Consider the following 19702-nt stretch of genomic DNA (forward strand, 5'->3'; position numbering starts at 1 on the left):
GCCGGTCCGTCAGGGCAGGCGGGCGAGCAGGCCGTCGCGGACGGTCGGCCACTCGTCGCGGAGGACCGAGAAGTAGGCGGTGTCCTGGCGGGAGCCGTCGGGCGCCACGCGGTGGCTGCGCAGGACGCCCTCCGGCACCGCGCCCAGGCGCCGGATCGCCCCGATGGACCGGCTGTTGCGGGCGTCGGCGCGGAGCGCGACGCGCGCGACCCCGAGGTCCTCGAACGCGTGCTGCAGCAGGAGGTACTTGCACGCCGGGTTCGTCGTACCGCCCCACCACTTGCGCGCGTAGAACGTGGACCCGAGCTCGACCCGGCCCTGGGACGGGACCCACTCGTAGAGCGACGTCGAGCCACGGACCACGGCGTCGGCGGTCGCGCCGTCCGCACCGGGTGCACCGGGAGCGCTGGGAGCACCGAGGACCGCGAACGCGAGCCGGCCCGGCGCGGCGACCGCGTCGCGCACGTAGCCCTCCATCGCCTCCGTGCCGCGCGGGACGGCGCTGGACATGCCCGCCCAGATGCCGTCGTCGACGAGGGCGCCGAGCGCCGGCGCGTGGGTCGCGGCGAGCGGTTCGAGGCGGACGCCGAAGCCTTCGAGGACGGTGTCGTGCTGCACCCGAACATCCCACCACACCACCGGTGCCCCGACCGCGTGCGAAGCCGGCCGACCGTGGTTACGGTCGAGAGGTACCGACGAGAGGAGCACCCATGGGACTCGGAGACAAGGCCAAGCACGCCGCCGAAGAGGCGGGTGGCAAGCTCAAGGAAGGCGCGGGCAAGCTCACGGACAACGAGCGGCTCGAGGCCGAGGGCCAGGCTGACCAGGCCAAGGCCAACGTCAAGCAGGCGGGCGACGACGTCAAGGACGCGTTCGACCGCTGACGTGCTCCCGTTCTGCTCACGAGGGCTCCGCTCCGGCGGGGCCCTCGTGGCGTCTCCGGGACCGTTCGACCGGGACGCGACGACCGGGATGCGACGACCAGGACACGACGACCGGGAGCCGCGACGGTCAGGATGCGGCGAGCGGCCGGACGTCGGCCGACGGCGCCGGGGCGAGCACCGGCACGACGCGTGGGGCGGTGATCCGCGCGAGGAGGCCCACCTCGACCCCGGGCCACTCGGGCGCGAGGATCGAGAACAGCACGGAGTCGGCGCGCGTCCCGTCGGGCGCGGTGCGGTGGCCGCGCATGACGCCCTCCTCGTGGGCGCCGAGACGGCGCATGGCCCCGAGCGAGCGCGCGTTGCGCGTGTCGACGCGGAAGCCGACCCGGTGCACGTCCCACGTCTCGAACGCGTGGCGCAGCAGGAGCCACTTCGTCACGGGGTTGACGAGGCTCCCCCACGTGGTGCGCGCGTAGAACGTGCGGCCCACCTCGACGCGGCGGTCGACGAGCGACAGGTCCCGGAACGCGGTGCTGCCGAGCACGGCGCCGGGCGCGCCGTCGGGGTCGACGGCGCGCACGACGAAGCCGGTGAGGTCCGGGGCCGCGCGGGTCGCGGCCACGAGATCGGCCATCCCCGCGACCCCGTAGGGCAGGGGGATGCTCATCCCTGACCACATCGCCTCGTCGACGAGGCCGGCCAGCGTCTCAGCGTGCTCCAGGGCCAACGGTTCCAGCCGGAAACCGTGCCCCGAGAGGACGACGTCGTGCAGCACAGCGCATATCAGAGCACACGCGGAACACCGCGCCAAGAGGGTCCGGCGACGCGGTGGACAACGCTCGGCGACGGTCCGGTGAACGGGCTCCGCCGTCGGCCGCCGACGCCGGTCAGACGGCCGGCCCGCAGCCCGCCGCGTCGGCGAGGAAGCCCGCCGCCGCGGTCGCGAAGAGCCCCTCCAGGCCGGACCCCGCGGGGACCGGGCGGGGGTCGTCCACGACGGCCCAGCAGCCGTCGACGACCTCGTACCGGGTGGTCGGTCCCTGCTCGACGTACGCGCGCACGGCCTCGACGAGGCGCACGACGTCCGCGCCCGTCGTCCCGACGCCCACCGAGGCGCGGATCGCGCCCGCGTCGTAGCCGAGGCGCGCGAGCAGCGGGTGCGCGCAGAACCGGCCGTCGCGCACGCCGATGCCGTGCTCGGCCGAGAGGTAGGCGGCGACGAGGCCCGGGTCGTGGCCCTCGACGGCGAACGTCACGACGCCGACCGGGTCGACGGCGTCGTCCCACACGCGCACCACCCGGACGCCCGGGACGGCCTCCAGGCCCGCGACGAGGGCCGCGCGGAGCGCCGCCTCGTGCGCGTGCAGGTCGGCCGGGTCGAGCGCGGCGAGCGCGTCGCACGCCGCCGCGAGCGCCGCGGCGCCCACCACGTTCGGCGAGCCGGCCTCGTGGCGCGCGGGCGCCGTCTGCCACTCCGTCCCGGTCACCGCGACCTGGCGCACGGCGCCGCCGCCCGCGAGGTAGGGGGTGCCCGCGTCGAGCCAGTCGCGCCGCCCGACGAGCGCCCCCGCGCCGAACGGCGCGTAGGTCTTGTGCCCGGAGAACGCGACGTAGTCGACGCCCGACGCGGCGAGCGAGAACCCGCGGTGCGGGACGAGCTGCGCGCCGTCGAGCACGACCCGCGCCCCGGCGTCGTGCGCGGCGCGGACGACCTCGGCGACGGGCAGGGACTCGCCCGTGACGTTGGAGGCGCCGGTCACGGCGACGACCGCGTACGGGAAGCGCGCGAGCTCGGTGCGCAGGCCCGAGAGCGTCTCCGCGACGGACGCGCCGCCCGCGAGGACCGTCGCGCCGCCGGCGCGCTGCCACGGCAGCAGGTTCGCGTGGTGCTCGACGTCGAGGACGAGCACGCGCCCGGGCGTGCCGTCCGGGTTCGCCGGGACGCAGCCCGCGAGCAGGTTGAGCGAGTCGGTCGTGTTGCGCGTGACAACCGTGACGTCGTCCTCGCGTGCGCCGACGAACGCGCCGATCGTCCGGCGCGACGCCTCGTAGAGCGCCGTGGAGACCTGCGACAGGTAGCCCGCGCCGCGGTGCACGCTCGCGTAGAGCGGCAGCACCTCGGTCACGCGGTCGGCCACCGAGCGCAGCGCCGGGGCCGACGCCGCGACGTCGAGGTTCGCGTACGGCACGCTGCGGCCGTCGACGAGCGGGACGAGCGTGTCCCCGCCGACGACGGGCAGGAGCGCGGGCGCGTCGGCGAGCGCCGCGAGGTCAGGGGCCGGGGCGTCGGTGGGACACGAGACGTCCGCGAGAGCAGTCATGGCACAGTCCTCCAGGGTCGTCCGGGGAGAACCTCCCCGCGCTTGCCGCCCGCCGGTCGGCGTGCGGCCTGGTCGTCACCCGGGGCACCCCGCCGCGAGAGGAGGGTTGCCGGCCAGCAAACCGGGGTTTCGCGCTGGCACTCATGACCTGCGGACCAGGATGTCCGCGCGGACGGTGACGTGTCAACCGGTGGTCACGGCGTCTCGGATGGCGGGACGCGGCGCTCCGCGTCATAAGCCCGCGCGTCGGAGCCACGCGGCGTCGGGCACCTCCACCCCGGGCCGCTCCCCGAGACGGGCGTTCCGCACGTCGGACGCGTGGCGTACGATCCGAGCCAACCATCCGGAGCGGCCGAGTGACGTGGCACGTCGACGCCGCAGCAACCCCCCGGACCGCCTCGGCGGCCGGGCGCAGGGTGCTACTGCCACGATCGATGGAGGAGGACTCTCATGAGCGACCAGTCCCAGCAGGCGTCGGCACCCCGGCCGGCACCCCCCGAGGCACGTCCCGCCGTCGGCTACGCCGGCGACCTCACCCCGCAGCAGGCGTGGGACCTGCTCGCCCACGACGAGCGCGCCGTGCTCGTGGACGTCCGCACCGAGGGCGAGTGGCGCACCATCGGCGTGCCCGACGCCACGGAGCTCGGCCGCGACGTCCTGTTCGACGAGTGGGTGACCCCGGCGGGCCCCAACCCGCGGTTCCTCGACCGGCTCGTCGAGGCAGGTCTGACGCCCGGCGACGAGCGTCCCGTCGTGTTCCTGTGCCGCTCGGGCCAGCGGTCGATCGGCGCGGCGCGCGCGGCCACGGCTGCCGGGCTCGGGCCGTCGTACAACGTGCTCGAGGGCTTCGAGGGCGCCCAGGGGTTCTCGGGCCTGCGGGACGTCGAGGGCTGGAAGGTCCGCGGGCTGCCCACCACGACGTTCGACGAGGCCACCCGGTGAGCGCGGTCGTGCCCGGGAGCGTGCCCGGCGGCTCCGGCCGCAAGCCCCTGCCCGCGAGCGCCCGCCCCGCGACGCTCGCCGTGCGCGGCGGCCACGCGCGCACCGAGTTCCAGGAGACGTCCGAGGCGCTGTTCCTCACGCAGGGCTACACGTACGACCGTGCGGCCGACGCCGAGGCCGCGTTCAAGGGAGAGCTCGACCGGTTCGTCTACTCGCGCTACGGCAACCCGACCGTGCACACGTTCGAGGAGCGCCTGCGCCTCCTGGAGGGCGCGGAGGCGTGCTACGCGACGGCGTCCGGCATGTCCGCCGTGTTCACGGCGCTCGCCGCGCTGGTGCGGTCCGGGTCGCGCATCGTCGCGGCGCGCGCGCTGTTCGGGTCGAGCCTCGTCATCTTCGACGAGATCTTCGCGAAGTGGGGAGTGCGGACGGACTACGTCGACGGCCACGTGCTGTCGCAGTGGGAGGAGGCGCTGTCCACCCCCGCGGACGTCGTGTTCTTCGAGACGCCGTCCAACCCCATGCAGGACATCGTCGACGCGCGGCGCGTGAGCGAGCTCGCGCACGCCGCCGGCGCGGTCGTCGTGCTCGACAACGTGTTCGCGACGCCGCTGCTGCAGCGGCCGCTCGAGCTCGGGGCCGACGTCGTCGTCTACTCGGCGACCAAGCACATCGACGGGCAGGGCCGCGTGCTCGGCGGCGCGATCCTCGGGACGGAGGAGTACGTCACCGGCCCGGTGCAGACGTTCATCCGCAACACCGGGCCGTCGCTCTCGGCGTTCAACGCGTGGGTGCTGCTCAAGGGCCTCGAGACGCTGCCCGTGCGCGTCGCCGCGCAGAACGCCGCCGCGGCACAGGTCGCGGAGGCGCTGGAGCAGCTCCCCGGGATCGGCCGCGTGCGCTACCCGTTCCTCGCGTCGCACCCGCAGCGCGAGCTCGCGCGGTCGCAGCAGAGCGGCGGCGGGACCGTCGTGACGTTCGACCTCGCCGTGCCCGAGGGCACCGACCCCGAGACGGCGAAGAAGCGTGCGTTCACATTCCTCGACGCGCTCCAGGTCGTCGACATCTCGAACAACCTCGGCGACGCGAAGTCCCTCGTCACGCACCCGGCCACCACGACCCACCGCAAGCTCGGCCCCGAGGGCCGCGCCGCCGTCGGGATCGCGGAGACGACCGTGCGCCTGTCGGTGGGCCTGGAAGACCCGCAAGACATCATCGAGGACGTCGCCCAGGCGCTGAACTCCTGACCCCCGCCTCCCGCCGAGCAGGCGGTATCGGTTCGTCCCGGCGCCGGGACGAACCACGACCGCCTGCTCGGCGGGCAGAAGGGGCGTGGTCGACCCGGGTAAGTCGCTCTAGCCTGACCCGGGTGACCGCCTACGTCCGCCCGCCGATCCTCCGCCAGGTGTTCCACGACGCCGACGGGGTGCCGTTCGAGTACGGCAGGCGCTGGGACCATCTCGACGGGCCGCCCGAGGACACGTACTCCGTGGACTCCCACCCGGAGCGGTTCGCGCCGCTCGCCGGCGTCGCCGACGCGCTCGTGCGGCACCTCGCGGCGACGTACGCCGTCACGGTCGAGGACGTCGACCTGCGCGGCGTCGACCTGGCGTCGCACACCGCGGTCGGGCCCGCGCACCCCGTGCTCGCGGGGGTCCGGAACGTCGGTCCGGACGCCGTGCGGGCGGTGCGCGTCACGCCCGCGTCCGACGACGCCGCGGCGCTGGCCCTCGTCGTGACGGACTACCCGGGAGTCGTGGTGCGCGCCGGGGTGCTGCACGAGGACACGTTCCCGTCGTGCGGGTGCGACGCGTGCGACGACACGGCGGCGGGCGCAGCAGAGGCGCTCGAGGACCTCGTGCTGGGGGTGGCGGCGGGCCGGTTCTCGGAGGCTGTGCGGCGGGCGCTCCCCGGTCGTCACGAGTGGTGGGTGGCGCACCGCCTCGACGAGCCCGACGGCGGGTACTCCGCGGGCGAGGGCCGCACCCGGCTGGCGCGCGGCGTCGGGCAGCAGGCAAGACGGCGCCTCGCCACCCTGCCGGGCGGGCTCTGGCAGCCCTGGCCCGCCGCGGACTGAAACCCTCGCGCCGCGAAGGCGGACTCGCGTCGTCCGGGGACCGGAACGGGCCGCCACCGCGCGCTCGGCGGCCGGGCGCGCCTGATCGAAAGACGTGGCTCGTCGCCCGGGGTGCGGCCTACGGTCGTCGGGTGCCCGACGCCGTCTTCGACGACCCCCGCCTCGCCGCTCTCTACGACCCGCTCGCCCCGGACCGGTCCGACCTCGACGCCTACGTCGCGATCGTCGACGAGCTGGGCGCGCGCCGAGTGCTCGACGTCGGGTGCGGCACCGGGACGTTCGCGTGCCTGCTCGCGCAGCGCGGCGTCGAGGTGGTGGGCCTCGACCCGGCGGGTGCGTCGCTCGACGTCGCCCGCACGAAGCCGGGCGCCGAGCGCGTGCGCTGGCTGCACGGCGACGCGACGACCCTCCCCCCGCTCCAGGTCGACCTCGCGACGATGACGGCGAACGTCGCCCAGGTGTTCCTCACCGACGACGCGTGGGCCGCGACGCTGCGGGGCGTCCACGACGCGCTCGTGCCGGGCGGGTGGCTGGTGCTCGAGACCCGTGTCCCCGCCCGTCGGGCCTGGGAGGGGTGGGTCCGCGAGGCGACGGTCACGCGCGTGGAGGTGCCCGACGTCGGCCCGGTCGAGTCCTGGACCGACCTCACCGACGTGTCGCTCCCCTTCGTGTCCTTCCACGACACGACCGTGCTGCCCGACGGCACCACGCTCCACTCCGACTCGACGCTGCGCTTCCGGGAGTGCGAGGAGGTCGAGACGTCGCTCGTGGCGTGCGGGTTCGAGGTCGTGGACGTCCGGGACGCACCCGACCGCACGGGTCGCGAGTGGGTCTTCGTGGCACGGCGCGGCTGAGCCGCGCGAAGCGCTCTCGCGTCAACCGCGACGGTCGCCCAGCACGACGACGTCCTCCGGGCGGCCGCCCGACCGTGCGGTGTGCGACCGGACCGCGTCCAGCTCGTGCGGCAGCAGGAGGAAGCTCACCGACGTCCCGGTGTCGTTCACGTCCCAGAGCAGCGTCCCGTCCTCGTCGAAGCCCGAGCCGCAGATCGTGAAGGGGGCGACGGCGAGGGCGAGGTCGAGCTCGCGGTCGTCGCGCGGGTCGAGCTCGAGCGAGATCGGGGGCTCCCACCCGAAGCGCCGGGCGAGGCGTCCGCGTCGTGCGCGGCGCAGCTCGTCCAAGGCGTGCACCGCGTCCGTCGCGTCCGGTGGCCACGGCTCGTCGGAGTACACGTCAACCTGGAGCCGTGCCACCCGGTCGCGCAGCGCCAGGAGCGCGCCGCGGCACGCGGCCGCGACGGTGCCCGCCGCGGCGCCGTCGGCGATCGTGCACAGCACGGCCGTCGTCCTCGGCTGCCGCATCGGGCCTCCCTCGGGTGCAGGTTCCGCCGCGGCCTCCGCGCGCGTGCGGTGCGGACAACGTAGTCCCCGGGCCGCCTGTGGACGGCGGTTCGACGGTGTGGGTCGCACCTCGTAGATTCCTCGTAGCGCACGGCCACGGGCCGGGCACATGATCACGCCACCACCACCGACAGGGGTCCTCTTGCTGCACGTGCACCGCTCCGAGCGTGCCGAGGCGCTCGTGGCGCCGCTCGCCGCCGTGCTCGCGGAGGTCCCGGCGGACCCGTTCACACCGGACGTCGTGGCGGTCCCGACGCGCGGGGTGGAGCGGTGGCTCGCGCAGCGGCTCTCGCACCACCTGGGCGCGGGCGAGACGGCGGGGATCTGCGCGAACGTGGACTTCCGGGGCCCGCGGCGGCTCGTCGAGCAGGTCGTGGCCGACCTCACGGACCTCGACCCCGACGACGACCTGTGGCGGCCCGAGCGGCTCGCGTGGTCGGTGCTCGAGGTGCTCGACGCGCACCTCGCCGAACCGTGGGCGGCGCCGCTCGCGCGCTACGTCGGCGACCCGGGCGACGAGGTGCGGCGGGGCCGGCGGCTCACGCTCGCGCGGCGGCTCGCGGACCTCCTGGTCGACTACGCCCGGCAGCGGCCCGAGGTCGTGCTCGCGTGGTCGGCCCCGGTCACGCGGACCGAGGTCGCCCCGGAGGACCTCGCGTGGCAGCCCGAGCTGTGGCGCCGCCTGGTGGAGCGCGTCCCGGCGACGGACCCGGCGCGGCGCGTGACCGAGGCGGTCGCGGCGCTGCGTGCGGACCCGGCGGCCGTCGACCTGCCGCCGCGGTTGTCCGTGTTCGGGCCCACGCGGCTCCCCGAGGACGAGCTCCGGGTCCTGCGCGCGCTCGCCGAGCACCGCGACGTCCACCTGTGGCTCGTGCACCCCTCGCCGGCGCTGTGGGCGACGGTCGCCGCGTCCGCCGGCGACCCCTCCACGAGCGGCGCAGAGCCGGGCTCGGACCACGCGGGCGCGCCCGTCCGGCGTCGCGCGGACCTGCCGACGTTCGCGCGCCACCCGTTCCTCGCGTCCACAGGCCGGGACACGGTCGAGCTGCAGCTCCGGCTGGCCGCGGGCGAGGCGCGCGAGACCCACCACGCGGCCGCGCCCCCGCCACCGACCCTGCTCGGCGCGCTGCAGTCCGCGCTGCGGGCCGACGCACCGGACGGCGCCCACGTACTGGACCCGGCGGACCGCTCCGTGCAGGTGCTCGCGTGCCACGGGCGCGCCCGGCAGGTCGAGGTGCTGCGCGAGACGCTCGTCGGTCTGTTCTCCGCCGACCCGACGCTCCAGGCGCGCGACGTGATCGTCCTGTGCCCCGACGTCGAGACGTTCGCGCCGCTCGTCACCGCGACCTTCGGCGCCGTCCCCGAGCTCGGCGACGACGCGCACCCGGGCCAGCGGCTGCGGGTCAGCCTCGCGGACCGCGGCGCCGGGACCACCAACCCCGTGCTCGCGCTGCTGGCCACTCTGCTGCGCCTCGCCGACGGCCGCGTCACGGCGTCCGAGGTGCTCGACCTCGCGGCGAGCGGCCCGGTCCGCCGCCGGTTCCGCTTCTCCGACGACGACGTCGACCGCCTGCGGCAGTGGGCCGTCGAGGCGGGGGTGCACTGGGGCGAGGACGGCGAGCGGCGTGCCCGCTTCGGGATCGACGGACACGTGCGGCAGGGCACGTGGGACGCGGCGCTCGACCGCATCCTGCTCGGGGCCGCGATGGCCGACGAGGACGCCCGGTTCGTCGGGCCCGCGCTCCCGCTGGACGACGTCGGCTCGACGGACGTGGACCTCGCGGGCCGGCTCGCGGAGCTCGTCGCGCGGCTCACGGAGATCCTGCGCGGCCTCGACGGCGTGCACCCGCTCGCGCACTGGCTCGACACCCTCGACCGCGCGCTCACGCTCCTGGCGGAGGCGCCGCCGACGGAGGCGTGGCAGATCGGCTCCGCACGCCGCGTGCTGGGCGACGTGCGGGCGGCGGGTGCCGCGCACGGCGGCGTCGCGCTGCGGCTCGCGGACGTGCGGGCGCTGCTCGACGACCGCCTGGCCGGGCGCCCGACGCGCGCCGGGTTCCGCACGGGCGCGCTCACCGTGTGCTCGCTCGAGCCGATGCGCTCGGTGCCGCACCGGGTCGTGTGCCTCCTCGGGCTCGACGACGGCGTGTTCCCCCGCACCGCCGCGCCCGCGGGCGACGACCTGCTCGCCCGGCACCCCGAGATCGGCGAGCGCGACGCGCGCAGCGAGGACCGGCAGATCTTCCTCGACGCCGTCGCCGCGGCGGGCGACCACCTCGTCGTCGTGCACACGGGGGCCGACGAGCGCACCGGGGCGCCGCGCCCGCCCGCGGTCCCCGTGGCGGAGCTGCTCGACGCGCTGGACCGGGTGGCCACCACGGCCGACGGGCGCCCCGCGCGCGAGCACGTCGTCGTGCAGCACCCGCTCCAGACGGTCGACGAGCGGAACTTCACGCCGGGCGCGCTCGGCGTCCCCGGACCGTTCAGCCACGACGACGCCGCGTTCGCCGGGGCCCGCCAGGCGCGCCAGAAGCGTGAGCCGGTCGGGGCCCTCGTCGGCGCACCGCTCTCGCTGCCGACCGGTGCCGCCGTCGGCTCCGTAGAAGGACCGGGGTCGCCCATGGCGACCGGGGGCCGCGCGGACGTCGAGCTCGACGACCTGGTCCGCCTGCTCGAGAACGCACCCCGCTGGTTCGCGCAGCACACGCTCGACGTGGGTCTCGTGCTGGAGGAGGAGGACGTCGAGGACCGGCTGCCCCTCTCCCTCACGGGGCTGGCGGGCTGGGGCGTGGGCGACCGCGTGCTGCGGGCCGCGCTCGCGGGCGTCGACCCGAACCGCGCGATGCAGGCCGAGTGGCGCCGCGGCCAGGTCCCGCCGCGCGAGCTCGGCCGGTCGGCGCTCCAGGAGGTCGTCCGGGCTGTGGGGCCGCTCCGGGTCGCGGCCGTCGAGGCCGCGCGCGAGGCCGACGTCGCGGCCGGTCGTCCCGTGAGCCAGGACGTGCTGAGCTCTGCCGAGACGGTCGACGTGCGAGCGACCCTCCCGGACGGCGGCACGCTCGTCGGCAGCGTGCCGGGCGTGCACGGCGCGCGCGTGGTGCGCACGGAGTACTCGCGGCTCGGGCCGAAGCACCGGCTGCGCGCCTGGGTGCAGGCGCTCGCGCTGCGCGTGAGCGCCCCGGACCGCCCGTGGGACGCCGTCGCGATCGGCCGGTCCCCCCGCGGGCCGGGGGTCGCGTGGTCGACGCTCACGCCGCCCGACCGCGACACGGCGGCCGCCGTGCTGGCCGACCTCGTGGCCCTGCGCGACGAGGCCGCCCGCGAGCCCCTGCCGCTGCTCCCCGAGGTCGCGCTCCGCTACGCCGAGGAGCGGCGCACCACCGACGCGCGCGACGCCCTGATGCGCGCCGGGTGGGCGTGGAACAAGGGCTTCGAGCGCAAGGACCCGTACGTCGTGCTCGCGTGGGGCCAGGACCCGGCGCTCCCCGACCTCGCGGGCCACGCGACGACGGCCGACCTGGGCCGCTTCCCCGACGACCCGACCCGCCTCGGCGCGCTCGCGCGCCGCGTGTGGGACCCCCTGCTGGAGCACGAGCTGCGAGGTGCGCGATGAGCGGCCCGACGTCCGCACCCGCCACGCCCGCCGCGGCGTCCGGACCCGCGGTGCCCGGACCCGTCGCGGGGAGCCCGCGGCGCTTCGACCCGTTCGGCGACCTGCCGCGCGGGACGGTCGTGCTCGAGGCGAGCGCCGGCACGGGCAAGACGCACACCATCGCGACCCTCACGACGCGCTACGTCGCCGAGGGCGTGGCGGCGCTGCCCGAGATCATGCTCGTGACGTTCGGCCGGGCCGCGACGTCGGAGCTGCGCGACCGCGTGCGCGAGCGCCTCGTCGCGACCGAGCGCACGCTGCGCGGCCCCGACCCGGCACACAGCACCGACGAGTTCGTCCGGTTCCTCGCCGCGGTCGACGCCGACGAGCTCGCCCGCCGTCGCGAGCGCTTGCGCGTCGCGCTGTCCCAGCTCGACGCCGCGACCATCACGACGACGCACGGGTTCTGCCAGCAGATGCTCACCGCGCTCGGGACGGCGGCCGACGTCGACCTCGCGACGAGCTTCCTGCCCGACGTGGCCGACCTCGTCGAGGAGGTCACGGACGACCTGTACGTGCGGCGGTTCGCCGACCAGAGCGAGCCGATCCTCTCGCCGCGCGACGTGCGCGCGGTCGCCCGCGCGGCGGTGAGCGACCACGGGGCGGTGGTCGCGCCGTCGGACGCGGCCGAGGGCTCGGTGGCCGCGGCGCGGTACGAGGTCGCCGTCGCCGCCCGCCGCGAGGTGGAGGCGCGCAAGCGCGCGATGCACCTGCTCGACTACGACGACCTCCTCGTCCTGCTGCGACGCGCCCTCACCGACCCGGAGCACGGTGCGACGGCGACGCAGCGCGTCCGGTCGAGGTTCCGCGTCGTCATGGTGGACGAGTTCCAGGACACGGACCCCGAGCAGTGGGCGATCCTGCGCACCGCGTTCCACGGGCGGCCCGACGAGAACAGCGCGCTCGTCCTCATCGGGGACCCCAAGCAGGCGATCTACGCGTTCCGCGGCGCGGACGTCGTGACGTACCTGCAGGCCGTCGAGGACGCGACGGACACCGCGACGCTCAGCACGAGCTGGCGCAGCGACGGCCCGCTCCTCGCAGGCCTGCACGCGCTGCTCGGCGAGACGGCGCTCGGCGACCCGCGCATCGTCGTGCGGCCGGTCGACGCGGCGCACCCCGAGGCGCGGTTCTCCGGCGGCGCGCCGGTGCGGCTGCGGCAGGTGACGCGTCGCGCCTACCGGCTGGGCGCCTCGTCGGCGCCGTCGGCCCCGGACGCGCGCGGCCTGCTCGCGAAGGACGTCGCGGCCGACGTCGCGAGCCGCCTCGGCACCGCGTCCGGCGGGGGCGACCGCGTGCGCGACGTCGGCGGGGCGGCGGGCGACGCGGCGCGCTGGCGCCCGCTCGAGCCGCGCGACGTCGCCGTGCTGACGCGCACGAACGCGCAGGCCGAGGCGGTGCGCTCGGCGCTCGTCGCGCTGGGCGTGCCCGCGGTCGTCTCGGGGCCGTCGAGCGTGTTCGGTTCGGCCGCGGCGCAGGACTGGCTCACGCTCCTCGCGGCGCTGGAGCAGCCGGGCCTCCACCGGCGCGCGACGGCGCTCGCCCTCACCCCGTTCGTCGGCTGGGACGCGCAGCGCCTCGCGACGGCGGACGACGCGGACCACGACGAGCTCGGCGACACGGTCCGGGCCTGGGCGCACCTGCTCGCCGACCGGGGCGTGGCCGCGGTCGCGGAGGTCGCCGCACGGCGAGGGGCCACGGCGCGTGTCATGGCGCGCGCCGACGGCGAGCGCTACCTCACCGACCTGCGCCACGTCACGCAGGCGCTGCACGAGGCCGCGACGACCGAGGGGCTCGGCACGGCCGCGCTCACGGCCTGGCTCCGGACCCGGATCGCGGAGGTCGGGACGGTCTTCACCGACGAGCGCACCCGCCGTCTCGAGACCGACGCCGCCGCCGTGCAGGTCGTCACCGTGCACGCCGCGAAGGGTCTGGAGTTCGGCGTCGTCTACGTCCCGTTCGGGTGGGAGCGGTTCGAGCCCGACGACCAGGAGCTGTTCGCGTTCCACGACGACCACGGGCAGCGCGTGCTGCACCTCGGCGGGGTCGGCTCCCCCGGGTTCGTGGACGCCAAGGCGCGCTGGCGCGACGAGGAGCTGGGCGAGGACCTGCGCCTGCTGTACGTGGCGCTCACCCGGGCTCGGCACCAGGTCGTCGTGCACTGGACCCCCACGAAGCGCAGCACGGGATCGGGACCGCTCACCCGCCTGCTGCTCGCCGACCGGATGCTCGGCGGCGAGCCCGGGCGCCACGCGCGGCCCGACGCGATGCGCGACGACGCCGTCCGGTCCGCGTTCGAGGCCGTCGCGGCGCGGTCGGGCGGGACGGTCGTCGTCGAGCAGGTCGACGCGCGGCCGAAGGGCGAGCGCTGGTCGCCCGGCACCCGGTCGAGCACGGACCTGGCGCTGGCGACCGCCGCCCACCTCCCGGACCGCGACTGGCGGCGGGCCTCGTACTCGGCCCTGACCGCGGCCGCGCACCACGGCCCGGTCGGCGGGATCGAGAGCGAGCCCGAGGACCCGGGCGTGCAGGACGAGCCGGAGGAGACCACCGACGACGACACCGCCGCGCCCTCGGCCTCGACCCCGCGCCCCGGCGCGGACGTGCCGTCCCCGTACGAGGGGCAGCCGGGCGGCGCCGCGTTCGGCACGCTCGTGCACGAGATCCTCGAGTACGTCGACACCGCGGCCGACGACCTCGACGCCGAGGTGCGCGCCCGCTGCGCGCAGGCGGCGACGGTCCGCGTGCCCGGCGTGGAGCCCGTCGCGCTCGCGACGGCGCTCGGCCTGTCGCTGCGGACGCCGCTCGGCCCGATCGCGGGCGGGCTCACGCTCGCCGACGTCGACCCGCGCGACCGGCTGCCCGAGCTCGAGTTCGAGCTCCCGCTCGCCGGGGGCGACGAGACGGAGGGCGTGCGTCCCGCGACGCTGCGCGACCTCGCGGACGTCCTGCGGGCGCACCTGCCCGCCGACGACCCGTTCGCGCGCTACCCCGACCTGCTCACGGCGCTGGCCGACGAGTCCGAGACCGGTACGGGCACCGGCGGCGTCCCGCTGCGCGGCTACCTCACGGGCTCGATCGACGCCGTGCTGCGCGTGCCCGCCCCGGGCCCCGACGGCGCTCCGGGCGAGGCTCCGGGCACGGGCCGCCGCCGGTACCTCGTCGTCGACTACAAGACGAACCGCGTCGGGCCGCCCGGGGTCCCCCTAGCCGTGGGCGACTACCACCCCGACGCCATGCGCGACGCGATGCTCGCCTCGCACTACCCGCTGCAGCTCGTGCTCTACCTCGTCGCGCTCCACCGCTACCTGCGGTGGCGCGTGCGCGACTACGACCCGGACCGCGACCTCGCCGGCGGGGCGTACCTGTTCGTGCGCGGCATGGCCGGCCCGGACACGCCCCGCGGCCCCGACGGCACCCCGTACGGGGTCGTCGCCTGGAGCCCGCCGCCCGGGCTCGTCGTCGCCCTGTCCGCCCTGCTCGACGGAGGTCGCGCATGACCACGACCACTCCCGGGTCGGCGCTTCGGCCCACCGCTCCTCCTGCGGGCGACGCGGTCGACGAGGGCGACCCGCGGCTCGCCGTCGGCGTGCCGGCGGGCCTGGCGCCGTTCAACGTCGCGCGCGTGGTCTCGGCCGCCGACGTGCGCGTCGCGCTGCGGCTCGGCCGGCTCACGGGCGAGCACGACGACCGGGTGCTGCTCGCCGTCGCGCTCGCCGTCCGTGCCGTGCGCAGCGGCTCCGTGTGCGTGCGCCTCGACGACCTCGGCTCCCTGGCGCTGCCCGAGGACGAGGAGGCCGCCCGGACCGATGCCGCCGACCTGCCGTGGCCGGACCGCACCGCGTGGGTCGACGCCGTCGCGCGCAGCCCGCTCGTCGCCGTCGGGGTCGAGGGCGCACCCGACCGGCCCGCGCGCTGGGTCGGGGGCGCGCTGTACCTCGACCGCTACTGGCGCGACGAGCTCGCGGTCCGGCACGACGTCGACGGCCGGCTCGCGGCGCCCGACCTGCCGGTCGACGCCGACCGCCTCGACGCCGCGCTGGCCCGCCTCTTCCCCGCGGCGGAGGACACGCGCCAGCGGCTCGCCGCCGCGCACGCCGCCACGCGCCGGCTCACCGTCCTCACGGGTGGCCCCGGCACCGGCAAGACGACGACGGTCGCGCGGCTGCTCGCCGTCCTGCACGACGCCGTCCCGCACGACGCTGCCCGCCCCGCGGTCGCGCCGGCGCCCGCTCCGTCGCGCGCGGGGGCGAACGCCCTGGCCGACCAGGGCACGGCCCTGCGTGTCGCGCTCGCCGCCCCGACCGGGAAGGCGGCCGCACGGCTCCAGGAGGCGGTGCGCGAGGTCGTCGCCGGGTTCGGGGAAGCGGCCGACCGCGCGCGCGTCGGGACGCCCGTCGCGACGACGCTGCACCGCCTGCTCGGGTACCGGCCGGGCAGCAGCACCCGGTTCCGCCACGACGCGCACCACCACCTGCCGCACGACGTCGTCGTCGTCGACGAGACGTCGATGGTCGCGCTGCCGCTCATGGCGCGGCTGCTCGAGGCGCTGCGGCCGGACGCGCGGCTCGTGCTCGTCGGGGACCCGGACCAGCTCGCCTCGGTGGAGGCCGGTGCCGTGCTCGGCGACCTCGTGCACCGCGAGCCCGTCACGCCGCCGGCCACCGCACCGGTCGTGCTCGCGGCGGCCGAGACCGCGCTCGCCGACGCGCCGCCGCCCGCGGACGGCGAGGTCGACGACCGGGCGGTGCTCGGCAACGGCGTCGTCCGCCTGCGCACCGTCCACCGGCAGGACCGCGACTCGGAGATCCTGCCGCTCGCCGCCGCGATCCGGGCCGAGGACGCGGAGGCGACGCTCGCCCTGCTGCGCGCGGGGCACGGGTCCGTGGAGTTCCTCGAGACGCCCGACGACGAGCCCGACGACGCGGCGCTGGCCGCGGTCCGCGCGGACGCCGTCGCGGCGGGGACCCTGCTCGTCGAGGCCGCGCGCGCCGGGGACGCGGCCGCCGCGCTCGACGCGCTCGCGCGGCACCGCGTCATGGTGGCGCACCGGCGCGGGCCCGCGGGGCGCGGCCGGTGGGCGGCGCAGGTCGAGGCGTGGGTCGAGGAGGCGACCGGCCACCACGCGACCGACTCCCCGTGGGTCGCCGGGCGCCCCCTGCTCGTCACGACGAACGACGCCGAGGTCGGCCTCTACAACGGCGACACCGGCGTGCTCGTCGCGGAGCCCTCGGGCGGGGTCGTCGCCGTGTTCGGGGACCCGCGCGCGCCGCTGCGCGTGCGCACGCACCGGCTGCCGCCCGTGGAGACCGTGCACGCCATGACGGTCCACCGCGCGCAGGGCAGCCAGTTCGACCGGGTCACGCTCGTCCTGCCGCCCGCGACCTCGCCGCTGCTCACGCGCGAGCTGCTGTACACGGCGGTGACGCGCGCGCAGTCGTTCGTGCGCGTCGTCGGCTCCGAGGACGCCGTGCGCACCGCGGTGACGAGCCCGGTCCACCGGGCGAGCGGGCTGCGGACTCCGCTGCCCGGCGGTCAGTCCTCGGTACGCTCCGCCTGATCCCGCTCGCGCAGCTCCTTGAGGCGGCCCCAGGGCACGAGCACGATCCAGGCGACGGACGCGACGGCGGCGCCCATGATCATCGAGGGGACGTCCATGGCGACCATCCTGGCAGGCGTGCGCGGTCGCCCCGGGGAATGAGGCACGGGGGTGGCCGGTTGGCACCAGGGTGAGCACCCAGACCCCCCGCCTGTCCGTCCTCGACCTCGTGCCCGTCCGCTCGGGCCAGTCCAGCACCCAGGCGGTGCGAGCGTCGCTCGACCTCGTGCGCCTCGCCGACCGGCTCGGCTTCGAGCGCTACTGGTTCGCCGAGCACCACAACATGCCCGCGGTCGCGGCCTCGACCCCGCCCGTGATGATCGCCGCGGCGGCGTCGGTGACGGACCGGATCCGCGTCGGCTCCGGCGGCGTCATGCTGCCCAACCACGCGCCGCTCGTCGTGGCCGAGCAGTTCGCGGCGCTCGAGGCGATCGCGCCGGGGCGGGTCGACCTGGGCCTCGGCCGCGCCCCCGGCTCGGACCCGGTCGTCACGCAGCTCCTGCGCATCACCGGCCCCACGGCCGACGTCGACCGCTTCCCCCAGCACGTCACGGACATCCTCGCGCTCATGAGCCCGCAGGGCGCGACGCTGCGCCTCACGAGCGGGCAGGTCTACGACGTGCACGCGACGCCCGCCGCGGACGGCACCCCGACGGTCTGGCTGCTCGGGTCGAGCGACTACTCCGCGCGCCTCGCCGCCGAGCTGGGCCTGCCGTACGTGTTCGCGAACCACTTCTCGGGCCAGGGCGTCGACGAGATCCTCGCCCTGTACCGCGAGGGCTACCGCCCCAGCGAGGCGTTCCCCGAGCCCCGCACGTTCCTCACCCTCAACGCCGTCGTCGCGGAGACCGACGACGAGGCGCGCGCCCGGGCACTCCCCCAGGCCCGCATGATGGCGCGCCTGCGCACCGGGCAGGCGCTCACCGCGCTCGAGACCGTCGAGGAGGCGCAGGCCGCGCCGCTCGACGGTGCGGCCGGGGAGATGGTCGAGGACAGCCTGCGCCGCTGGGCCGTCGGGACGCCCGACGCCGCGGCGGCCGAGGTCCGTCGGCTCGCCGAGCGGCACGGCGTGGACGAGGTCATGGTCGTGCCCGTCGCCGCGTCCCGTGCGGACGAGGCGCTCGACGCGACGCCGGGCCGCGCGCGCACGCTCGAGCTCCTCGCGGGCGAGCTCGCCGCGTGACCCTCCCCGCCGAGCACGACGTTGCTGTCGCCGTGCGCCCCGTCGCGACAGCAAGGTCGTGCTCGACGCGGAGCGACGTCGTGGTCGGCGTCGGCGCGGTGGCGGGGACGCTGCGGCGTCGGTGGGAGGCGGTAGCGTCGCGCGCATGACCACGAAGTACGACGACGCGTCCTGGCACTCCGGCGGCGAGGGCTACCCGCCCGAGGCCGGTCCCGAGGCGGGGGCGACGCACATCGGCATGTTCCTCGCGTGGGCGGTGCTCGCGGGGCACGCGTCCCCGGGGCTCGAGGAGGACTCCGAGGACGAGCTCGCCGCGCTGCGGGAGCGCACCGTCACGCCGGGCGCGTTCGTGCACGAGTCGTGCGACGGCAAGCTCGTCGACCACGACCTCGGCGACGTCGGCACGGCGTTCGCGAACGCCTACTACGCGGGCGACGACGAGGACGAGGGCGACGGCGGCCTCTACCTCGAGGACTACGTGGACGCCGTGAGCCCTGGCGACGGGGAGCCCGAAGACGTGTACCGCGTCCCGGACACGTGGGAGACGTACGACCTCGTCGCGCCGCTGATCGACGCGCGGTTCGCCCAGTGGGACGACGAGGGCCGCCCGGCGGTCCTGCGGCACCGCGCGTGACATGAGCGCTCCGACGCCCGTCACGCGCCTCGCCGCCGTCCTGCGCGCCGACAACCCCGGCCCCATGACGCTCGACGGCACGCGCTCGTACGTGCTGCGCGCGCCGGGCTCGGCGTCGTGCGTCGTCGTGGACCCGGGGCCCGAAGACGCGACCCACCTCGACGCGCTCGCCGCCGCCGGGCCGGTCGAGCTCGTGCTCGTGACCCACCGCCACGCCGACCACACGGCCGGGTCCCCCGGCCTGCGCGCGCGCACCGGCGCCCCCGTGCGGGCCGCGGACCCGGACCACTGCCACGGCGGCGCGCCGCTGCGCGACGGCGAGGTGATCGAGGCCGCAGGCCTGCGGGTCGCGGTCCTCGCCACGCCCGGCCACACCGCCGACTCGGTCTGCCTCGTCCTGCCCGACGACGGCCCCGTCGCCTCGACCGACGACCGCGCCCGCCGCACGGCGGACCCGGGCCCAGCGGGCTCCGGCACCGGCACCGCGGGCTCCGGGACCGCGGCGGACGAGGGCGCGCGGACGCCGTCGGGCACGACCGTCCTCACGGGCGACACGGTGCTCGGGGCGGGGACGACGGTGATCGCGGCGCCCGACGGGTCGCTCGGCGCCTACCTCGCGAGCCTCGACGCGATCGAGGCCGTGGCGGGCGGTCCAGGCCTGGTGACCGGCCTCCCCGGCCACGGACCGGTCGTCGACGACCTCGCGGCGCGCGTGCGCGCGTACCGGGAGCACCGTCACGAGCGTCTCGTCCAGGTGCGGGCCGCGCTGACCGCGCTCGGCCTGGCCCCGGACGCGCCGGGCGCGGTCGACGAGGTGGTCGCGCGGGTCTACGCCGACGTCGACCCCGCGGTGCGAGGAGCCGCCCGGCAGTCCGTCGCCGCGCAGCTCGCGTTCCTCGCCGGCCCAGACACCGACGCGGGCACCGGCACCAGCACCGGCCCGATCGCCGACATCGGAGGGGACGCGGCCGACGACACCCCCGGCACCCCGAGCCGCGACGGCTGACTGTCGG

At 76.8% G+C, this 19702-nt stretch carries 16 protein-coding genes and 1 riboswitch; of the genes, 11 read left to right on the plus strand and 5 right to left on the minus strand.

Going from position 1 to position 19702, the window contains the following annotated elements; translation table 11 throughout:
* Positions 1 to 9: 9 nt before the first annotated feature.
* A complete protein-coding gene (locus ACPCUX_RS10435; RefSeq protein ID WP_423388703.1) occupies positions 10 to 618 on the minus strand; it encodes a GNAT family N-acetyltransferase in 609 nt (202 codons plus the stop codon).
* A 92-nt stretch (positions 619 to 710) separates the two neighbouring features.
* On the opposite strand from ACPCUX_RS10435, the gene ACPCUX_RS10440 reads away from it, so the two are divergent.
* On the plus strand, positions 711 to 884 hold the full coding sequence (locus ACPCUX_RS10440; protein WP_009866995.1) for a CsbD family protein: 174 nt from the start codon (positions 711 to 713) through the stop codon (positions 882 to 884).
* Positions 885 to 1011: 127 nt separating this feature from the next.
* Here the strand turns inward: ACPCUX_RS10440 and ACPCUX_RS10445 are convergent, their stop codons facing one another.
* Complete coding sequence (locus ACPCUX_RS10445; protein WP_423388704.1) at positions 1012 to 1659, minus strand: GNAT family N-acetyltransferase; 648 nt, start codon at positions 1657 to 1659, stop codon at positions 1012 to 1014.
* A 112-nt stretch (positions 1660 to 1771) separates the two neighbouring features.
* Entirely contained in the window at positions 1772 to 3205 is a 1434-nt protein-coding gene (locus ACPCUX_RS10450; RefSeq protein WP_423388705.1) for an aminotransferase class V-fold PLP-dependent enzyme, read from the minus strand.
* Positions 3206 to 3238: 33 nt separating this feature from the next.
* Positions 3239 to 3354: riboswitch (SAM riboswitch) on the minus strand.
* Between the two features lie 301 nt (positions 3355 to 3655).
* Here ACPCUX_RS10450 and ACPCUX_RS10455 point away from each other — a divergent pair.
* The 4 genes from ACPCUX_RS10455 to ACPCUX_RS10470 all read left to right on the plus strand — a co-directional run bounded on the left by ACPCUX_RS10455 (position 3656) and on the right by ACPCUX_RS10470 (position 7078).
* Positions 3656 to 4147 carry a rhodanese-like domain-containing protein gene (locus ACPCUX_RS10455; RefSeq protein WP_423388706.1) on the plus strand — a complete coding sequence of 164 codons (492 nt, stop codon included), beginning with the start codon at positions 3656 to 3658 and terminating at the stop codon, positions 4145 to 4147.
* On the plus strand, positions 4144 to 5394 hold the full coding sequence (locus tag ACPCUX_RS10460) for an O-succinylhomoserine sulfhydrylase (protein ID WP_144682003.1): 1251 nt from the start codon (positions 4144 to 4146) through the stop codon (positions 5392 to 5394). The genes ACPCUX_RS10455 and ACPCUX_RS10460 overlap by 4 nt, the downstream gene beginning before the upstream one ends.
* 122 nt (positions 5395 to 5516) lie before the next feature.
* Positions 5517 to 6224 carry a DUF6226 family protein gene (locus ACPCUX_RS10465; protein ID WP_043654506.1) on the plus strand — a complete coding sequence of 236 codons (708 nt, stop codon included), beginning with the start codon at positions 5517 to 5519 and terminating at the stop codon, positions 6222 to 6224.
* 131 nt (positions 6225 to 6355) lie between these two features.
* Positions 6356 to 7078 carry a class I SAM-dependent methyltransferase gene (locus ACPCUX_RS10470; protein WP_423388707.1) on the plus strand — a complete coding sequence of 241 codons (723 nt, stop codon included), beginning with the start codon at positions 6356 to 6358 and terminating at the stop codon, positions 7076 to 7078.
* A gap of 21 nt (positions 7079 to 7099) precedes the next feature.
* Here the strand turns inward: ACPCUX_RS10470 and ACPCUX_RS10475 are convergent, their stop codons facing one another.
* A complete protein-coding gene (locus ACPCUX_RS10475; RefSeq protein WP_137279766.1) occupies positions 7100 to 7585 on the minus strand; it encodes a hypothetical protein in 486 nt (161 codons plus the stop codon).
* A 190-nt stretch (positions 7586 to 7775) separates the two neighbouring features.
* On the opposite strand from ACPCUX_RS10475, the gene recC reads away from it, so the two are divergent.
* The 3 genes from recC to recD are packed head-to-tail and all read left to right on the plus strand — an operon-like array spanning position 7776 to position 16833.
* Positions 7776 to 11234 carry an exodeoxyribonuclease V subunit gamma gene (gene recC / locus ACPCUX_RS10480; protein WP_423388740.1) on the plus strand — a complete coding sequence of 1153 codons (3459 nt, stop codon included), beginning with the start codon at positions 7776 to 7778 and terminating at the stop codon, positions 11232 to 11234.
* On the plus strand, positions 11231 to 14773 hold the full coding sequence (locus ACPCUX_RS10485; protein ID WP_423388708.1) for a UvrD-helicase domain-containing protein: 3543 nt from the start codon (positions 11231 to 11233) through the stop codon (positions 14771 to 14773). Before recC ends, ACPCUX_RS10485 begins: the two co-directional genes overlap by 4 nt.
* Complete coding sequence (recD, locus tag ACPCUX_RS10490) at positions 14770 to 16833, plus strand: exodeoxyribonuclease V subunit alpha (RefSeq protein ID WP_423388709.1); 2064 nt, start codon at positions 14770 to 14772, stop codon at positions 16831 to 16833. The genes ACPCUX_RS10485 and recD overlap by 4 nt, the downstream gene beginning before the upstream one ends.
* Here the strand turns inward: recD and ACPCUX_RS10495 are convergent.
* Positions 16809 to 16931 carry a hypothetical protein gene (locus tag ACPCUX_RS10495; protein ID WP_021483523.1) on the minus strand — a complete coding sequence of 41 codons (123 nt, stop codon included), beginning with the start codon at positions 16929 to 16931 and terminating at the stop codon, positions 16809 to 16811. The genes recD and ACPCUX_RS10495 overlap by 25 nt on opposite strands.
* A gap of 71 nt (positions 16932 to 17002) precedes the next feature.
* Between ACPCUX_RS10495 and ACPCUX_RS10500 the strand changes: the two genes are divergently transcribed.
* The 3 genes from ACPCUX_RS10500 to ACPCUX_RS10510 all read left to right on the plus strand — a co-directional run bounded on the left by ACPCUX_RS10500 (position 17003) and on the right by ACPCUX_RS10510 (position 19695).
* On the plus strand, positions 17003 to 18055 hold the full coding sequence (locus ACPCUX_RS10500) for an LLM class flavin-dependent oxidoreductase (RefSeq protein WP_423388710.1): 1053 nt from the start codon (positions 17003 to 17005) through the stop codon (positions 18053 to 18055).
* A gap of 145 nt (positions 18056 to 18200) precedes the next feature.
* Positions 18201 to 18689, plus strand: coding sequence for a hypothetical protein (locus ACPCUX_RS10505; protein WP_423388711.1), 489 nt, complete (start codon positions 18201 to 18203; stop codon positions 18687 to 18689).
* Position 18690: 1 nt separating this feature from the next.
* Positions 18691 to 19695, plus strand: coding sequence for an MBL fold metallo-hydrolase (locus ACPCUX_RS10510; RefSeq protein WP_423388712.1), 1005 nt, complete (start codon positions 18691 to 18693; stop codon positions 19693 to 19695).
* Positions 19696 to 19702 lie beyond the last annotated feature (7 nt).

Source organism: Cellulosimicrobium sp. AB352 (genome assembly GCF_049538415.1).
Taxonomy (GTDB): domain Bacteria; phylum Actinomycetota; class Actinomycetes; order Actinomycetales; family Cellulomonadaceae; genus Cellulosimicrobium; species Cellulosimicrobium funkei.

What these genes read in the sequence shown, in the direction of transcription:
- ACPCUX_RS10495 (WP_021483523.1), bottom strand. Translation starts at nt 16,931, where the DNA reads ATGGACGTCCCCTCGATGATCATGGGCGCCGCCGTCGCGTCCGTCGCC.
- ACPCUX_RS10440 (WP_009866995.1), top strand. Translation starts at nt 711, where the DNA reads ATGGGACTCGGAGACAAGGCCAAGCACGCCGCCGAAGAGGCGGGTGGC.
- ACPCUX_RS10475 (WP_137279766.1), bottom strand. Translation starts at nt 7,585, where the DNA reads ATGCGGCAGCCGAGGACGACGGCCGTGCTGTGCACGATCGCCGACGGC.
- ACPCUX_RS10450 (WP_423388705.1), bottom strand. Translation starts at nt 3,205, where the DNA reads ATGACTGCTCTCGCGGACGTCTCGTGTCCCACCGACGCCCCGGCCCCT.
- ACPCUX_RS10510 (WP_423388712.1), top strand. Translation starts at nt 18,691, where the DNA reads ATGAGCGCTCCGACGCCCGTCACGCGCCTCGCCGCCGTCCTGCGCGCC.
- ACPCUX_RS10455 (WP_423388706.1), top strand. Translation starts at nt 3,656, where the DNA reads ATGAGCGACCAGTCCCAGCAGGCGTCGGCACCCCGGCCGGCACCCCCC.
- ACPCUX_RS10505 (WP_423388711.1), top strand. Translation starts at nt 18,201, where the DNA reads ATGACCACGAAGTACGACGACGCGTCCTGGCACTCCGGCGGCGAGGGC.
- recD (WP_423388709.1), top strand. Translation starts at nt 14,770, where the DNA reads ATGACCACGACCACTCCCGGGTCGGCGCTTCGGCCCACCGCTCCTCCT.
- ACPCUX_RS10485 (WP_423388708.1), top strand. Translation starts at nt 11,231, where the DNA reads ATGAGCGGCCCGACGTCCGCACCCGCCACGCCCGCCGCGGCGTCCGGA.